At 70.6% G+C, this 16,431-nt stretch carries 16 protein-coding genes; 7 read left to right on the top strand and 9 right to left on the bottom strand.

Going from position 1 to position 16,431, the window contains the following annotated elements:
* Positions 1 to 13: 13 nt before the first annotated feature.
* Complete coding sequence (locus tag ACN0TP_RS06450; RefSeq protein ID WP_417217853.1) at positions 14 to 994, bottom strand: helix-turn-helix transcriptional regulator; 981 nt, start codon at positions 992 to 994, stop codon at positions 14 to 16.
* A gap of 61 nt (positions 995 to 1,055) precedes the next feature.
* On the opposite strand from ACN0TP_RS06450, the gene ACN0TP_RS06445 reads away from it, so the two are divergent.
* Positions 1,056 to 1,661, top strand: a complete 606-nt coding sequence (locus tag ACN0TP_RS06445) for a DinB family protein (RefSeq protein ID WP_417217851.1) — start codon at positions 1,056 to 1,058, stop codon at positions 1,659 to 1,661.
* Between the two features lie 34 nt (positions 1,662 to 1,695).
* Complete coding sequence (locus ACN0TP_RS06440; protein ID WP_417217849.1) at positions 1,696 to 2,331, top strand: DinB family protein; 636 nt, start codon at positions 1,696 to 1,698, stop codon at positions 2,329 to 2,331.
* On the opposite strand, the gene ACN0TP_RS06435 is transcribed toward ACN0TP_RS06440, so the two are convergent.
* On the bottom strand, positions 2,291 to 3,295 hold the full coding sequence (locus ACN0TP_RS06435; protein ID WP_417217847.1) for a YdcF family protein: 1,005 nt from the start codon (positions 3,293 to 3,295) through the stop codon (positions 2,291 to 2,293). The genes ACN0TP_RS06440 and ACN0TP_RS06435 overlap by 41 nt on opposite strands.
* A gap of 39 nt (positions 3,296 to 3,334) precedes the next feature.
* Between ACN0TP_RS06435 and ACN0TP_RS06430 the strand changes: the two genes are divergently transcribed.
* The 3 genes from ACN0TP_RS06430 to ACN0TP_RS06420 all read left to right on the top strand — a co-directional run bounded on the left by ACN0TP_RS06430 (position 3,335) and on the right by ACN0TP_RS06420 (position 6,442).
* The gene (locus ACN0TP_RS06430; protein ID WP_417217845.1) at positions 3,335 to 4,189 is read left to right on the top strand and encodes an MOSC domain-containing protein; all 855 of its coding nucleotides are present in this window, start codon (positions 3,335 to 3,337) and stop codon (positions 4,187 to 4,189) included.
* A 117-nt stretch (positions 4,190 to 4,306) separates the two neighbouring features.
* A complete protein-coding gene (locus ACN0TP_RS06425) occupies positions 4,307 to 4,783 on the top strand; it encodes a protein-tyrosine phosphatase family protein (protein ID WP_417217843.1) in 477 nt (158 codons plus the stop codon).
* Positions 4,784 to 4,966: 183 nt separating this feature from the next.
* A complete protein-coding gene (locus tag ACN0TP_RS06420) occupies positions 4,967 to 6,442 on the top strand; it encodes an aldehyde dehydrogenase (RefSeq protein ID WP_417217841.1) in 1,476 nt (491 codons plus the stop codon).
* On the opposite strand, the gene ACN0TP_RS06415 is transcribed toward ACN0TP_RS06420, so the two are convergent.
* The 5 genes from ACN0TP_RS06415 to dhaK all read right to left on the bottom strand — a co-directional run bounded on the left by ACN0TP_RS06415 (position 6,435) and on the right by dhaK (position 9,571).
* Positions 6,435 to 6,767, bottom strand: coding sequence for a DUF202 domain-containing protein (locus tag ACN0TP_RS06415; RefSeq protein ID WP_417217839.1), 333 nt, complete (start codon positions 6,765 to 6,767; stop codon positions 6,435 to 6,437). The two genes, ACN0TP_RS06420 and ACN0TP_RS06415, sit on opposite strands and share 8 nt — an antisense overlap.
* Before the next feature lie 7 nt (positions 6,768 to 6,774).
* Positions 6,775 to 7,173, bottom strand: coding sequence for a YidH family protein (locus ACN0TP_RS06410; protein WP_417217837.1), 399 nt, complete (start codon positions 7,171 to 7,173; stop codon positions 6,775 to 6,777).
* Positions 7,174 to 7,244: 71 nt separating this feature from the next.
* Positions 7,245 to 7,934 carry a dihydroxyacetone kinase phosphoryl donor subunit DhaM gene (dhaM, locus tag ACN0TP_RS06405; protein ID WP_417217835.1) on the bottom strand — a complete coding sequence of 230 codons (690 nt, stop codon included), beginning with the start codon at positions 7,932 to 7,934 and terminating at the stop codon, positions 7,245 to 7,247.
* Positions 7,931 to 8,572, bottom strand: coding sequence for a dihydroxyacetone kinase subunit DhaL (dhaL, locus tag ACN0TP_RS06400; protein WP_417217834.1), 642 nt, complete (start codon positions 8,570 to 8,572; stop codon positions 7,931 to 7,933). Before dhaL ends, dhaM begins: the two co-directional genes overlap by 4 nt.
* On the bottom strand, positions 8,573 to 9,571 hold the full coding sequence (gene dhaK, locus ACN0TP_RS06395; RefSeq protein WP_417217832.1) for a dihydroxyacetone kinase subunit DhaK: 999 nt from the start codon (positions 9,569 to 9,571) through the stop codon (positions 8,573 to 8,575). It abuts the gene before it with no gap.
* A gap of 238 nt (positions 9,572 to 9,809) precedes the next feature.
* Here dhaK and ACN0TP_RS06390 point away from each other — a divergent pair, with 238 nt between their 5' ends.
* Positions 9,810 to 12,398 carry an ATP-dependent Clp protease ATP-binding subunit gene (locus tag ACN0TP_RS06390; protein WP_417217831.1) on the top strand — a complete coding sequence of 863 codons (2,589 nt, stop codon included), beginning with the start codon at positions 9,810 to 9,812 and terminating at the stop codon, positions 12,396 to 12,398.
* Positions 12,399 to 12,476: 78 nt separating this feature from the next.
* Here the strand turns inward: ACN0TP_RS06390 and ACN0TP_RS06385 are convergent, their stop codons facing one another.
* The gene (locus ACN0TP_RS06385; RefSeq protein ID WP_417217830.1) at positions 12,477 to 12,704 is read right to left on the bottom strand and encodes a hypothetical protein; all 228 of its coding nucleotides are present in this window, start codon (positions 12,702 to 12,704) and stop codon (positions 12,477 to 12,479) included.
* Between the two features lie 291 nt (positions 12,705 to 12,995).
* On the opposite strand from ACN0TP_RS06385, the gene ACN0TP_RS06380 reads away from it, so the two are divergent.
* Positions 12,996 to 14,912, top strand: a complete 1,917-nt coding sequence (locus ACN0TP_RS06380) for an MFS transporter (RefSeq protein WP_417217829.1) — start codon at positions 12,996 to 12,998, stop codon at positions 14,910 to 14,912.
* On the opposite strand, the gene ACN0TP_RS06375 is transcribed toward ACN0TP_RS06380, so the two are convergent.
* Positions 14,909 to 16,411 carry an APC family permease gene (locus ACN0TP_RS06375; RefSeq protein WP_417217827.1) on the bottom strand — a complete coding sequence of 501 codons (1,503 nt, stop codon included), beginning with the start codon at positions 16,409 to 16,411 and terminating at the stop codon, positions 14,909 to 14,911. The two genes, ACN0TP_RS06380 and ACN0TP_RS06375, sit on opposite strands and share 4 nt — an antisense overlap.
* Positions 16,412 to 16,431: the final 20 nt, after the last annotated feature.

Below are 16,431 nucleotides of genomic sequence, written 5' to 3'. Positions count from 1 at the left end.
GGCGGCTTCCAGTCTAGGACCGCGGTGGCTCCTGCCGGCCCATGCGCGCCAGCCGGGCTCCCACATCCCGCAGGACCGGCAGCAGTTCCGCAGGTTCGAGCACGGTGGCCTCATGGCCGAGCAGGGCGACGTGGAGCGCCACGAATTCCAGTGAGTTGCCGCCCGCTGTGAGGATGCAGGCGTCGTCCCCGTCGGGCTCGACGCTGGCGACACTGGCGGGCAGCTGCGAGCGCACCGTGTCCGCCGCCGCCTGGATGCGCACACGGGCCACGTGGGCGTACGGGTTCTGCGAGATGGCCGTCTGGACGAATTCGGCGGCATCGGGCGCGTCCCGGCGGGCGAACCGGAATCCGGTGGAGTGCACCGCCTCGATGCGGTCCAGCCGGAAGGTGCGCCACGCGTCGCGATCCAGGTCGAAGGCCATCAGGTACCAGCGCCGCCCGGCGGACACCAGCCGGTATGGCTCCACCCGGCGTTCGGCGGGCACCGCGTCGGGGCCGGCAGCCGTGTAGCCAAACGTGACCACCTCGGGGGTCCGGATGGCGCGGGCCAACTCCAGCAACCGGGAGGAGGGCACGATGCCGGTGCCGCCGCGCGCGTCATCGAGCGAGAGCGTCGAGCTGGAGACCGCCTCCACCGGGGCCCGTAGCCGGGCCGGCAGCATCTGGTCCAGTTTGGCCAGTGCGCGCAGGGCCGCCTCCCCGACGCCGGCCACCGAGCCACCGGCGGCCAACCGCAGGCTGACGGCGACGGCGACCGCTTCCCCGTCGTCGAGCAGCAGTGGCGGCAACGCCTTGCCCGCCCCCAGCTGGTAGCCACCACCCACGCCCTGGGTGGCACGGATCGGGTATCCCAGGCGGCGCAGGCGTTCGACGTCGCGGCGGATGGAGCGCGTGGTGACGCCGAGTTCTGCTGCCAGTTCGGTCCCGGTCCACACGGGTCTGGACTGCAGCAGGTTGAGCAGGCCCAGGACCCTCCCGATCGTTTCGTCCATGGCCACAGCCTCCCACACGTAGCGGACAGCTTCTGTCCTACAGGGGTTGGAGACTGGTCCCATGAACACATCAGCAGCGGCTTCCACGACGGCACACCACGTCGACTGGACCCACGAACTCACCGAACAACTCGCCTGGCACTGGGAGCACCAGCTCCGCCCCCGGCTGGACGGCCTGACCGACGACGAGTACTTCTGGGAACCGGTCCCCGGATGTTGGACCGTCAGGCCCCGTGGACAAGCCGGGCCGGAAACGCCGGGCCTGGTCGCCGCCGGCAGCGGGGACCACGTCATCGACTTCGCGTTCCCCGCACCAACTCCCCCGCCGGTCACCACGATCGCCTGGCGTCTGGGGCACCTGATCGTGGCCGTGTTCGGGATGCGCAACGCCAGCCACTTCGGTGGGCCGGAGGATTCCTACCAGACCCACGACTACCCGGGCACCGCGGCCGGGGCGCTGGCCCAGCTCGACGAGGCCCACGCCCGCTGGATGGCCGGGATCACCGCCCTCGACGAGACGGCACTGGCGCGGCCCTGCGGCCCCGCGGAGGGGCCGTTCGGCGACCTGCCGATGGCCACGCTCGTGCTGCACATCCACCGCGAGGTGATCCACCACGGCGCCGAGGTCTCCCTGCTGCGCGACCTGTACCTGCACCGCACCCACTGACCGCACCACGCCCGGCCCCTCGAAAGGATCCACCATGCCCGCCATGCCCCGCCCCGTTGCCGACGAGAAGACCTCGCTGCTCGCCTACCTCTTGCAGCAACACCAGAACCTGCGCACCACCGCCTACGGCCTGACCGACGACCAGGCCCGCTCCACCCCGACGGTCTCCGCGCTGTCCGTCGGGGCCCTGCTCAAGCACGTCACCGCCTGCGAGGCCAGCTGGGTCGACCGCATTGCCGCGGCACCTGCACACCCCGCCTCGGACGAGATCCCGTTCGAGGAGGCGGTGGCGACCTACGCCGACCAGTACACGATGACCGCCGAGGACACCCTGGGCGGACTGCTCGCCGCGCTGGATGCCCAGGAGGCCGCCACGGAGCGGATCGTGGCCGCCGCCGGACTGGACACCCCGGTCCCCGTCCCCCGCAGCGCCCCCTGGTTTCCCCGGGACGTCGACGCCTGGTCGGTCCGTTGGGTGCTCGGCCACCTCATCGAGGAGGTCGCCCGGCACTCCGGACATGCCGACATCATCCGCGAGGGCATCGACGGGGCCACCTGGTTCGAGCTGATGGCCGCCGCCGACGGGATGCCGGAAACCCCGTGGCTGAAACCCTGGACGCCCGCTGCGGCTACGAGTTCGCCAGCGCCGCCAGTACCAGCAGCACGGTGACGCCCAAAAACGGCAGGCACATCACCGCATTGAGCACCCGGTGCTCGCCGAGGATCGCCACGAACTCCCGCAGGAAGGCGCTGGGCACGTAGTAGCGGGCCGTGGGTGACCCCACCACCTGGGCATCGACGTCGTACTTGCGGGCCAGCAGGGCCGCCCGCAGCACGTGGTAGTTGTTGGTGACGACCAATTGGGCTCCCGGGCGTCCCGCCTCCTGCTGGACCTGGCGGGAGAAGCCCAGGTTCTCCCGGGTGGTGCGGGCCCGGCTCTCCGGCGCGACGTCGGCGGCGGGGATCCCGGCGCCGACGAGGTATTCGGCCATGCCCTCGCCTTCCGGGCGGATCTCGTCGGCGCCCTGGCCGCCGGAGGGGATCAGCAGCGGCTTCGGCTCGGGTGCGGCCCGGTAGAGGTCCACGGCCTTGTCGAGCCGGCTGGCCAGCAGCGGCGGGACCTTCCCTCCGATGAGCCGCGAGCCCAGGATGGTGATGGCCGCCGGGGAGATGTCGTGCTCCATCCGCCCGTAGGCGATCGCGTAGGCCAGGAAGACCACGAACACGACCCCGAGGTAGCTGCACAGGAAGAACAGCAGGAACGCCAGCCCGATGGCCAGCGGGTTCGCAGAGAACACCAGCAGCAGGGCCAGGACCGGCAACCCGAGGATCGCCACCCCCAGCAGCAGGGTCAGCAGGTTGCCCAACCGGCGCCCCTCGCTGCGCAGCATGGTGATCCCGTTGGCGATGAGGAACCCGGCCAGCACCAGCACCGCCAGCGGTGCCAACGCCAGGACCGCCAGCCAGACATAGTCGAACGGCGGGAACCAGCGGGCGATCACCTCGGTCACGCCACCGACGGCGAACCAGATGGCGGCGACCAGCACCACCCCGTTGCGCAGCATCCTCCGGTCCTTGCGCCGCAGCCAGGCATAGAGGCCGGCGAGCAGGGCAGCCAGGATCAGTGAGGTCACGAATCCACCCTACGCAACCGGCCCACATAAACTGGGCCCGTGCACCAAACGCCCGGCCACGGCCCCACCATCGACTCCCTGTACCGCTACCCGATCAAGGGGCTGAGTCCCCAGCGGCTGGAAGCGGCGCCCCTGACGCCCGGCCACGGTTTCGCGCACGACCGCAAGTACGCCCTGGCCCGCGCCGACGGCCGGTACGTCCCCGGCGCACGGCAGGCACTCGGCAAACGCGAATTCCACGTCCTGATGCGCGAACCCGCGTTGGCCGGGGTGCGCAGCGAGTACTTCCCCGACCCCGACACCGTGGAGCTGCGCGCCACCCCTGGCGTCGCCTCCGCCCTGCCCGGCGCCGGGTACGACGGCGGTTCCGGGCACGACGGCGGCCCCCTCCTGCGCGCGGACCTGTCCACCGCTGCGGGCCGGGCATCGCTCACCGCGTGCCTCGCCACCTTGCTGGGGCTGCCCGCGGACCGGCAGCCGGTCTTCGCCGAGGAGCCCGGACGCCGCTTCCCGGACCTGCTGCGCAGCGACGACCCCGCGGACATGCAGGCCGTCTCGATCATCAATCTGGCTTCGGTGCGCGAGTTGGCCCGTGCCGCCGGGATGGAGGTCGATCCGCTGCGGTTCCGCGCCAACATCTACCTCGAGGGGCTCGACCCCTTCGTCGAACGCGACTGGCTCGGCAGCGAGTTGGCAGCCGGGGACGTGCGGCTGGACGTCTTCAAGGAGATCGCCCGGTGCACCGCGACCGAGGTCGGCCTCGATTCGGCGCGGCGCGACCTGCCGGTCCTGACGACGCTCCACGAGAGCTTCGGCCACACCAACATGGGCGTCTACGCCCACGTGCGTAGCGGTGGCACCCTGGTTCCGGGCACCGCCGTCGCCCTCCCCTGAAGTCCTGCCGTCGTCGACTTCCGTTGCTCCATTCACGTCGTTCCCAGCACAGCGGCGTGACGCCAGCGCAGCGCGGCCGCAGTTCCCCCAGCACTCTTCAAGGGGATCGTTCGATCCATGTCGGCGGCACAGGCGTCCTGCGTCTCCGATAGCGTGGCTGGCATGAACGGCTGGAGCGTCTCGGATCGCGGGGTCAACGTCCTACCATCGGGTCGGATCCTCCGCGGCCGCGGCCTGCGACACCGGACGCCAGATGGCTTGGTTCCGGAATTCGGGATCTACCTGCTCAATGATCCACCGCGGTCCATGCCGTGGGACGCGCGGTGGATCCGTTGGCCGGATTTCTGGCTGCCCTTCGACCGTGGCGATGCCCAAGTCGCGCTCCGCGAAGCGTGGTGCCGTGCTGCCGCCGAGCGGGTGGAGGTCGCGTGTGGTGGCGGCCGTGGAAGGACCGGCACCGCACTCGCCTGCATCGCGGTGCTGGACGGCGTGCCCGCCCAGGAGGCGGTGGCGTATGTCCGCAAGCACTACGATCCGCGGGCGGTCGAGACTCCCTGGCAGCGCCGATACGTCGACCGTTTTCGCACACCGTAGGGCCCGTGCCGACCGGCGACCGGCCTACGGGACACCGTTCCACCGCGCCGGCGACCTCGGGCAGCGGATCGATTCACCTGCCGAGAGCGGCAAACGGGCCGTTTCCGGAACCCATGGCTTCCGGGCGCCGTCGCCACTAGCATCGGGGACAACGCAGCAACCCAGCCCGGACGGAGTCGCACCATGGCCGAGATCCCCACAGAATCCCTGCGCACCGGCGCCTACATCGACGGAACGTTCCGCCCCGCTGCCGACGGAGCGACCTTCGAGTCCCTCGCCCCGGCCACCGGGCGGAAGATCACCGACGTCGCGGCCTGCGGTGCCGAGGACGTCGACACCGCGGTGGCCAGTGCCCGCGCCGCCTTCGAGACGGGGACGTGGAGCCAGACCGACCCGGCAGAGCGCAAGGCCGTGCTGCTGCGCCTGGCCGACCTCATCGAGGCGGCCGCCGACGAGCTCGCGCTGCTCGAATCGGTCGATGCCGGACGGCCGATCGCCAACTGCCACGAATTCGACCTGCCGGACACCATCGGCACCATCCGCTGGTACGCCGAGGCCGTGGACAAGGTCTTCGGCAAGGTCTCGCCCACCGGCTCCGGGGAGCTGGGGCTGATCGTGCGCGAACCGATCGGCGTGGTCGGCGCCGTTCTGCCGTGGAACTTCCCGGCGGCGATGCTCGCGTGGAAGATGGCGCCCGCGCTGGCCGCCGGCAACTCCCTGGTGGTCAAGCCGCCGGAGCTCGCCTCCCTGTCCACATTGCGAATTGCCGAACTGGCCACCGAGGCCGGGGTGCCCGACGGCGTCTTCAACGTCATCCCGGGCCTGGGGCACATTGCCGGACGGGCGCTGGGGCTGCACCCCGACGTCGACATGATCACGTTCACCGGGTCCACCGAGATCGGTCGCGAATTCCTGCGCTACTCGGCGGACAGCAACCTGAAGAACATCGCCCTGGAGTGCGGGGGCAAGTCCCCGCAGATCGTGCTGGCCGACAATGCCGACCGGCTCCCCGAGGTCGCCGAGGACCTGGCGGAGGCGGCGTTCTGGGCCTCCGGGCAGAACTGCTCCGCCGGTTCGCGGATCCTGGTCCACGAGTCGATCCGCTCCGACTTCGTCGACGAACTCGCCCGGCAGGCGACGGTCCGCACCGTCGGCGACCCGTCCTCGCCGGAAACCGTCACCGGGCCGCTGATCGAGGCCTCGGCGCTGGAGCGGGTGCTCGGCTACGTCGACGGCGCACGGTCCGCAGGGGCCCGCATCGTCACCGGCGGGGAGGCCCTGCTGGGCGAGACCGGCGGCTGGTACATCGCCCCCACCGTGATCGACGGCGTCGAGCCCGGCATGCAGGTCGCCCGCGAGGAGGTCTTCGGCCCGGTGGTCGCGGTCATCGGCTTCGACGACGAGGCCGAGGCGCTGCGGATGGCCAACGACACCGAGTACGGGTTGGCCGCGACGATCTGGGCCCGCGACATCGACAAGGCGGTCCGGCTGGCGCGCGGCGTCCGGGCGGGGACCGTCGCGATCAACGGGTACAGCGAGGGCAACATCACCACCCCGTTCGGCGGCTACCGTACCTCGGGTTTCGGGGGTCGGGACAACGGGCTGGAGGCCTTCGAGCAGTACACCCAGCTCAAGACGATCTGGCTGACGATCAGGTAGCCAGGACCACGGCCAGCGCCAGCACGCCCAGCACGATCACCGCTCCGGCCGTGGAGAACACGGCGACGGCGTCGGCGCCGATCCGGCCGGTGGCGATGCCGTGGGCGCGCACGTGGTACCGGCGGCGTTGCGTGGCGTAGATGGCCAGCGCCCCGCAGGCGGCGACGGCGACCAGCAGGAGGATCGGCCAACCATAGTGCGGCATCCAGCGCAGGAAGACGGCGCCAACCACGAACAGCGAGAGCGTCGTCCGGCCCCAGGACATGACCGTGCGTTCGGGTTGCAGGCCGGGGTCGTCGTGGGCGCGGGTCGCGGGCGTGGACATTCGCGGACTAGCCCGACACGGCCAGGACGACGACGATGACCGCGGCGGCCAGCGCACCGCCCAGGCCCAGGACCGGAACGATGGCCGGGAAGGGCAGCGGCCGGTGGTGGCGCATGCTCGTCTCGACGCGCAGCCAGCGGAACACGGCCCCGGCGCTGATGAGCAGGCCGATGCAGATCACCATGATCGAGATGGCCTGGCGCAGATCGGGAGGGAACGCGTCGAAGGCGAACGCCTCCAGCGCGATGCCGCCGGCCAGGAACGCCAACGACGTGCGGATCCATGCCAGGAAGGTGCGCTCGTTGGCGAGCGTGAACCGCGGGTCCGGCTCGTCGCCGCCGGGCAGGACCTTGCCCGCCAGCCATCCGCGCTGCGCCGGATCCTGCTCGTTGCCTGGTTCGGCCACCGTCGTCCTTCCTGGGTGGGCGCGCTTTCGCGCCCGGTGTCGCTGGATATCCTACCGGCCAGCATGCACCGCTAGGATTCGCCGAAGCCGCTCTCGACGGCACGCCGGACGACGTCGAGCGCCTGCTGCGCCTCTGGACCCGACGCGCTGACGTGCAGTTCCGCGCCTTGGCCGGCTCCCAGGGTCATCAGCATCATGACCGACTGCGCGTCGACCCCGTTGATGTCGATCTCGACGTCCAAGGCACCCAGCTCCGACGCCAACGACGCCGCTGGACGGGCGTGCAGGCCCAGCGGGTTGACGAGGGTGAACACTGACGTCAGCGGCGCCGGAGCCCCACCGCCCGCTTCCGGCCGGGACGGTCCCGGCGGGCTGGCGGAACCGGCGGGGGACCACGCCGTTTGCGCGGCATGGAGCACCGCCGCCTGGTCGGCCCCACCTTGGGCCGCAACGGCCGCGGCCACCGAGCCCTCCACCAGGGGTGCATCCGCCAGGCAGGCCGAGGCGGGGCGGTCCAGGAATTCGATGGCGGCCTCGGCCGTCATGACCGCCGATCCGAGGTCGGCCAGGACCACGACCCCGTCACCGTTGTCCGCCTCGTCCAGTGCCGCCATGATCCTGTCCAGCGAGGTGCCCACGCTCCCGTCGTCCATGCCCCCGGCAGCCACCAGGGCCACGTCGTGCGCCATCTGGGATGCCAGCTCCACCACGCCCGCGGCCAGCTGGGCGCTATGGGAGACCACGACCAGGCCGACGGTCATGTGGCATTCCTTGCCGCCGCGCCCGCGGCGGCCCGCAGGATCAGTGCCGACGACGCGGCTCCGGGGTCGCGGTGCCCGACGGCGCGTTCGCCCAGGTAGCTGGCGCGGCCCTTGTGCGCGATCAATGGGTCGGTGTCCACGGCGCCGGCCTCGGCAGCGGTGGCCGCCGCCTCCAGGACCGCCAGCACCCCCTGCCCCTGTGCGGCGGCGGCGGCATCGACCGCAGGGGTCCAGGCATCGATCATCGTCTTGTCGCCGGGCGCGGCCTTGCCCCGGGCAACCACGCCGTCGCGCGCGCTGGTCAGGGCCGCCACGAGTGCACCGGCATCGAGGACTTCGACCTCGCCCACGGCGCTGGCCGCGCGCAGGTAGGCCGTGCCGTACAACGGGCCCGCCGCGCCGCCGACGGTGGACATCAGCGTCATGGCCGCCACTTTGAAGGCGCTGCCCGGAGTGGGAGGCGCCTCCGCGTCCAGCTTCGCCACCAGGGCCCTGAAGCCACGGTCCAGGTTCTCACCGTGGTCCCCGTCTCCGATGGCCCGGTCCAGTTCACCGAGCTCGACGCGGTGGTCTGCCACCGTCGCGGCGCTGCGTCGCAGCCAATCGATGGCCCAGTCGGTTCCCAGGGTGTCAGCCATCTACTTGCCCCACCGCAGGGCCGGAGTCACGACGGGCGCATCCCACAGCTCGGTCAGCTCGCCGTCGAGCCGCAGGACCGAGATGGAGCAGCCCTGCATGTCCAGGGCGGTGATGTAGTTCCCGACCAGGGACCGGGACACCACCAACCCGGCATCCTGCAGGACCTGCACCGCCCGCCGGAAAACGATATACAACTCACTGGACGGGGTCCCGCCCATGCCGTTGACGAACAGCAGGACCTCTTCCCCCGCCACGGGTTGGAGATCGGCCAGGATGGGTTCCAGCAGGCGGTCCGTGATGCCGTCCGCCGGTTCCAGGGGGATCCGGTGCCGGCCGGGCTCGCCATGGATGCCGATGCCGATCTCGATTTCGTCATCGACCAGCTCGAAGCTCGGGACCCCCGCGTGCGGGACGGTGCAGGCGCCGAGCGCCACCCCCATGCTGCGCACGTTGTCGTTGACGCGGTTGCCGATGGCGGCGACATCGTCGAGCCCGTCCCCCCGCTCGGCCGCGGCCCCGGCGATCTTCTCCACCAGGACCGTGCCACCCACGCCACGCCGCCCGGCGGTGTACAGCGAGTCCTCCACGGCGACGTCGTCGTTGACCAGCACCGTGCGCACCTCGATCCCCTCCGCCTGGCACATCTCGGCGGCGGTCTCGAAATTCAGGACGTCGCCGGTGTAGTTCTTCACGATGTGCACGACGCCGGCACCGGAGTCCGCGGCCTGGGTCGCCGGGATGATCGCATCGGGGGTGGGCGAGGTAAACACCGGCCCGGGAACGGCGGCGTCCAGCATCCCGTGCCCTACATACCCGGCATGGAGCGGATCATGGCCGCTGCCACCACCGGAGAGCAGCCCCACCTTGCCCTCCCGCCCCGTCCTGCGGGTGACGAAGAGCGGATCCCTGTGGATGGACACCAGATCGGCGTGTGCCAACCCGAATCCGTCCATCGACTCCTCGACGACGGCTTGCGGGTCGTTAATGAGCTTTTTCATGTCAGCACACTCCGGGATCTCGACACTGTGGCGCGGGGTGAGGACCGGGCTGCGCCGGACCCACCCCTTGCCAGCAGACTACTCGGGACCCCCGCCCCGGGATAGGTTCGGCCCGATGCGGAGTCCGACGGCGGCATGACGCAGGAATAATCTCGAGGCCTCAACGTTAACTTGAGTGACACCCGCTCAACTCTCTATACTTGAGCGTAAGAGGCTCAAGTTTATTTTGGAGGATCACGTGCCAACGTTCTTCGGTTCCACCGGGTCGGGCAACGGCTCATTTGACGACTTCCTGGCCCGCTACCTGCAGGGCCAGCGGGCCGCGCAAGCCGGCCGCCCGATCGACATCACCCGGCTGCTCAGCCGCCGCACACACGAACTGCTCGCCCAAACGGCCGGGTTCGCCGCCGAGCACGGCCATGCCGAACTCGATGCCCTCCACCTGCTGCGCGTCATGCTCGAGCAGGAAGGCCCCGCCGCCCAGTTGAAGGCAGCCGGCATTGACGTGGCGGCAGTCGTCCGCGACGCCGACCAACGTCTGCCCCAGTCGTCGACGCGGTACGACGGCGGTGCCCCCGCGCTGACCGCCTCGGCGCAGCGCGCCCTGTTGGACGCGCGCCAGGTTGCCCGCGCCTTCGGGTCCACCTACATCGACCCCGAGCATCTCTTCGTCGCCTTCGTCCTGGACCAGGACTCCCCCGCCGGACAGGTGCTGGCCGCCGCGGGGGTCACCCCGGAATCGCTGCAGCATATTGGCGCCGCCGCGGCGCAACAGGCCGCGTCGACGGCGCAGCCCGCCACGTCCGGGGCGACCGGACCCGCATCGGATTCCGAGACCCCGATGCTCGAGACCTACGGCACGGATCTGACCGCCCTCGCAGCCGAGGGCAAGCTCGACCCGGTGATCGGCCGCGAACTGGAAATCGAGCAGACCATCGAGATCCTGGCAAGGCGCACCAAGAACAATCCCGTGCTCATCGGCGAGGCGGGCGTCGGCAAGACCGCCGTCGTCGAGGGCCTGGCGCAGGCCGTCGCAGCCGACGACGTGCCGGCCCAGCTGCACGGCAAGCGGGTCATCTCCCTGGATCTGCCCGGCATGCTCGCCGGCACGCGCTACCGGGGCGACTTCGAGGAACGCCTGACCAAGACCATGGACGAGATCGCCACGCACGCCGGCGAGTACATCGTCTTCATCGACGAGCTCCACACCGTCGTCGGGGCCGGCGGCTCCGGCGAGGGCGGCGGCATGGACGCCGGCAACATCCTCAAGCCCCGGCTGGCCCGCGGCGAGTTGCGCCTGGTCGGCGCCACCACGCTGGGCGAGTACCGCAAAGTCGAGAAGGACCCCGCCCTGGAGCGCCGCTTCCAGCCCGTCACCGTCGGGGAGCCCTCGCAGGAGGATGCCGTCAAGATCCTCGCCGGGCTGCAGGACCGCTATGCCGAACACCACCACGTGGCGTACACCGAAGGTGCCCTGCGGGCCGCGGTCGAGCTCTCCGCCCGATACCTCACCGACCGGTTCCTGCCGGACAAGGCGATCGACCTGATCGACCAGGCGGGCGCCCGGTTGAGCCTGCGCCGCGGACCGGCCGTTGACGTCGAGGCCCTGCGCACCGAGCTGGCGGAGCTGGAATCTCGCAAGAACGACGCCGTGGCCTCCGAGCGCTTCGAGGAGGCCGGCAGGCTCCGCGACGAGATCACCGGACTGACCGAGCACCTCGAACAGGTGGCGGCCACCGGCACCGCACCGCGGCCCGCCGGTTCACCCGGCGATGTGGTCGACGAGGAACAGATCGCCCAGATCATCTCCCGCGCCACGGGCATCCCGGCCTCCCGACTCACCGAGGGCGATCGTGCCCGGCTGGCCCAGCTGGAGGACGAGCTGCACTCGCGGGTCATCGGCCAGGACGACGCGGTCTCCGTCATCGCCAAGTCGGTGCGGCGCAACCGCACGGGCATGGGCGATGCCGGCCGGCCGGTGGGCAGCTTCCTCTTCCTGGGCCCGACGGGCGTGGGCAAGACGGAACTGGCCAAGTCCCTGGCGGAGTCGCTCTTCGGCAAGGAGGACGCCCTGCTGCGCTTCGACATGAGCGAGTTCGGCGAGCGCCACACGGTCTCGCGGCTGGTCGGCGCCCCTCCGGGGTACGTCGGCTACGGCGAGGCCGGGCAGCTGACCGAGAAGGTCCGCCGCAACCCGTACTCGGTCGTGCTGCTCGACGAGGTGGAGAAGGCGCACCCCGATGTGTTCAACCTGCTGCTGCAGGTCTTGGATGACGGGCGGCTCACCGACGGACAGGGCCGTACGGTCGACTTCCGCAACACGGTCGTCATCATGACCAGCAACCTCGGCGCGGAGTTCCTGGCCAGCAAGACCGGTGCCATGGGCTTCACCCCGCAAACCGGCGACGCCAACGGCTTCGGTTCGGAGAAGGCGCTGCGGGACCGGGTCATGGGTCGGCTGCGCGAGACCATGCGGCCGGAGTTCCTGAACCGGATCGACGAGATCGTGCTCTTCCGCAAGCTGGAGAAGGCCGAGCTGCGCCGGATCGTCGGGCTGCAGCTGCGCGCCACCGAGACCCGGCTGGCGGCCCAGGGGATCACGTTCACGGCCGAGGACAGCGCGGTCGACTGGATCGCCGAGCATGGCTACGAGCCCGAGTACGGCGCCCGTCCGCTGCGCCGGGTGATCCAGCGCGAGGTCGACGACGCGATCGCCGACCTGCTGGTCACCGGCGAGCTGCACGACGGCGGATCGGTCACCGTGGCCGCGGACGGGGACCGGCTGGTGGTCTCCGGCACCGCCGCCAGGGCACCGTTGGCCGCGTAGCCCCCGCGCGCACGACCAGAACGCCCCGCCACCTGAGGTCCAGGTGGCGGGGCGTCCTCGTGTCCGGACGGTGTCGGCTCAGCCGGGGAACTGGGCGTTGGGGATATCCGGGTTCCCGTCGTCGTCCTTGTCGCCGTAGGCCTCCTCGGCCAGTTCGTCGGCGAGCTCGTCGTTTCCCTGCACCGGGATGGAATCGGCGTCCACTTCCGTGCCGCCGTCGTCCTCCGCGGCAATGTGCTCGGAGAGCGGTGCGTCGGTGTCCGGCTCGCGGTTCTCGTCGTCCCGATGGTTTCCTGCGGTGGTCATCGCACGCTCCTTCGGTGTCTGGTGGATCGCGGTGCAGTGCGCCGCGGCGGCCCGGTGGGCCCCATGGCCAGCCTAGGCCGGGCCGCGGAGGCACCCCAAGGTTTTGCGTCCCGGCCGCCCTGCCCCCAGGGATGGCGTGCCGGGCGGGCCAACAGCCGGCGCCCGCGCCGCGACGCCGCGTGTCGCCGGTGGCGGCCGCCTTCTTGACGTTGACCTAGGCAACAGTGTTGCCTTGCGGAGGGGGTCAACGCCCGTTCGCCCCCTCCGTTTCCCCCGGAAGGCTCCCCGCTCGTGCCGCTTCGCTCCGTCCCCGCATGGGCAACCACCACCGTCCTCGCCTTGTGCGGCATGGTGGTCTCGCTCCAACAGACGCTGGTGGTCCCGCTGCTGCCGGAGTTCCCCCACATCCTGGGCGTCTCGGCCGACGACTCGTCCTGGCTGGTGACCGCGACCCTGCTCAGCGCGGCGATCTTCACCCCGATCATCTCCCGCATGGCCGACATGTACGGCAAACGCAAGATGCTGCTGCTGGCGCTGGTCGTGATGACGGTCGGCTCGCTGGTGGCGGCCATCGGCGGCACGTTCCCCGCGTTGATCGCCGGACGGGCCATGCAGGGTTTCGCGTCCTCGCTGATCCCGGTCGGGATCTCGGTGTTGCGCGACGAGCTGCCCAAGGAGAAGGTGGCCTCCGCCGTCGCCCTGATGAGTGCCACGCTGGGCATCGGCGCGGCCCTGGGCATGCCGTTGTCCGGGCTGCTGTTCAATGCGTTCGGGTGGGAGTCGCTGTTCTGGGTCTCCGCGATCCTGGGGGCCGTCTTCATCGCCGGCGTCCTGCTGCTGGTGGAGGAATCGAAGATCACCACCCCGGGGCGGTTCGACGTGGCCGGCGCGCTGGTCCTCTCCCTCATCCTGACCGCCGCCCTGCTCGCCGTGTCGAAGGGCGCCAGCTGGGGCTGGTCCAGCCCGCTGGTCCTGGGCCTGTTCGCGCTCTCGCTGGCCCTGCTGGCCGGGTGGATCCCGCTGCAGCTGCGGGTCAACCAGCCCATGGTCGACCTGCGCACCTCCATCAAGCGCCCGGTCCTGCTGACGAACATCGCCTCCTTCTTCATGTGCGTGGCGATGTTCGCCAACATGCTCATCACCACCCAGCAGCTGCAGGTCCCCTCCGGAACCGGGTATGCCTTCGGCCTCTCCGTCCTGGTCGCCGGCCTGGCCATGGTGCCCTCCGGCCTGGCCATGGTGGTCCTGGCGCCCGTGGCCGGCGCGATGATCAACCGGTGGGGCGGCAAGGCCGCCATCGTGTTCGGCAGCGCCATCATGGCGGCCACCTACGTGGGCCGCGTCTTCTTCGACAACACCGTGTGGGAGGTCATCGTCGGGGCCACCCTGGTCAACGTCGGCGTCGCGTTCTCCTACGCCGCCATGCCGACGCTGATCATGGCCTCCGTGCCGATCACCGAAACGGCCTCGGCCAACGGCGTGAACGCGCTCGTCCGCTCCATGGGCACCTCGGTGGCCAGTGCGCTCACCGGGTTGATCCTCTCGGCGATGGTCATCGAGTACGACGGCGTCCCCGTCCCCTCGCTCGATGCCCTGCACCTCTCTTTCTGGCTGGCCGCCGTGGCCGCCGCCGTGGGCGTCGCCATCGCCCTGTTCATCCCCGGAGGCAGCCACACCGTCAAGGCGGCCGACGACGTCGAGGAGACCCTGGTGCACGGACGCCTGACGATGCAGGGCCGGACCGGCCTGCCGGCTCCCGCCGTGGTGACGTTCGTCCGAGAGGACGGGGTCCCCGGGGACTGGGCACGCACCGACCATGAGGGGCACTTCACCGCGGCGCTGCCCGGGCCGGGACGCTACGTGGTGGTCGCCAACGCCGGCGGCTGGGCGCCCCGGTCCCAGTTCGTCGACTTCTCCGGCGGCGACACCGAACACGATCTGGAACTGTTCGACCAGCTGTCCCTGGAGGGGATCGTCGAACGCTCCGGGGCACCGGTGGCCGACGCCCTGGTGACGTTGAACGCCGGGGTCGGTGATTTCGTGGCGGCCACCCGCACCACCGCCGACGGCCGCTACGTGCTGGACCTGCCCCCGACGGGGACCTACATCGTCACCGGGGTGTCCCCGGACGGCGGGGCGACCGCCTCGGTCAAGGCGATCCTGCGGGCCCGCTCGGAGCGCGTGGACATCAACCTGCCGACGGGCTAGTCGAGCTCGTCCGGGTCCGACCCGCCGCGGCCGATCCCCGCATACACGCCCGGCCGGGCCGAGCGCAGCCAGTAGGCCCCGGCGACTCCGGCAATGCCCGGGACCACGACGATGGCCGGCAGCAGCCAGCTGAGCACCCCGGACTCCTCCAGGCCGATGAGCACATCGAAGTTGGCCACGATCATCCCGAACAACACGGCCAGGGCCACGCCGGCTGCCAACGGTGCCACCGTCGTCGTCCAGATTCCGTTGCCCGAGGGGGTGCGCCGGAAGAAGCCGACGACGGCGAAGGAGGTCAGCGCCATGAGCAGCACCAGCCCGAAGGCGCCCATGTTGGTCAGCCAGGTGAACAGCGTCAGGACCGGGAACAGCGCCCCGTATTCGTGCCCGATGCCGGCGATCGCGAAGACGATGATGACGGCCAGGGCGATGACCGACTGCACCACCGAGCCGGCCACCGGGGCGCCGGAGCGGCGTGAGACCCGCGCCAGGGCGGCCGGCAGGACGGACTCGCGGCCCAGGGCGAAGACGTAGCGGGCCACGACGTTGTGGAAGGCGACCAGCGCGGCGAGCAGGCTGGTGATGAACAACAGGTTGGCCAGGTCAACGAACCAGGTCGCGGCATGGTCGGCCAGGAACACGAACATCAGATCGGGCCCGAACTCCTGCGACCGGGCCACCACCTGGCTGTCGCCTTCGGCCACTGCCATGGCCCAGGCCGAGAACGCGTAGAACACGGCGATGACGACGACGGCGATGTAGGTGGCCCGGCGGGCGGTGGTCCGCGGGTCCTTGGTTTCCTCGTTGTAGATGGCCCCGGATTCGAACCCCATGAAGGCCGCGATGCTGAAGGCCAGGGCAGCACCGACGCCGGTGGTGAACAACGAGGCGGGTTCCAGCGAGGCACCGCTGATGCCCTCCGGTGCCACCCCGACGGCGAACACGTCGTAGATGATGACGACGAGGAACTCCAACGCCACGAGCACGCCCAGCACCTTGGCGGAGAGGTCGACCTTGTTCACCCCGAGGATGCCCACCACCAGCCAGCCGCCAAGCGAACAGACCCACCAGGGGACCTGGGCACCTGTCAGATTCGCCAGGAACGACGAAAGGGCGAAGCCGAAGAGCCCGTTGATGCCGATCTGCATGGCGTTGTAGGCCACCAGCGCCACCCACGCGGAGCCGACCCCTGCCGGCTTGCCCAACCCCCGGGAGATGTAGGCGTAGAAGGCGCCGGCGTTGTGCACGTGCCGGCTCATGGCCAGGTATCCGACGGCGAAGACGATGAGCACGACCCCCAGCACCACGAAGGACAACGGGATGCCCAACAGGCTGGTGACCGCGTAGTTGCTGGTGACGCCGCCGGCGACGACGGTCAGCGGGGCGGAGGCGGCGATGATCATGAAGACCAGCGCCGGGATCCCGAGCCGGCGTTGGCCCAGTCCGGTGCCGGTCCCCGGATGATGGCGGACCTGCTGGGACGCATTGCTGGTGGACACGGTTCCTCCTGGTGGCTGTA

It is taken from the genome of Arthrobacter sp. (assembly GCF_048266065.1).
Lineage (GTDB): Bacteria > Actinomycetota > Actinomycetes > Actinomycetales > Micrococcaceae > Arthrobacter_H.
This window is presented reverse-complemented; position numbering and strand designations above follow the sequence as displayed.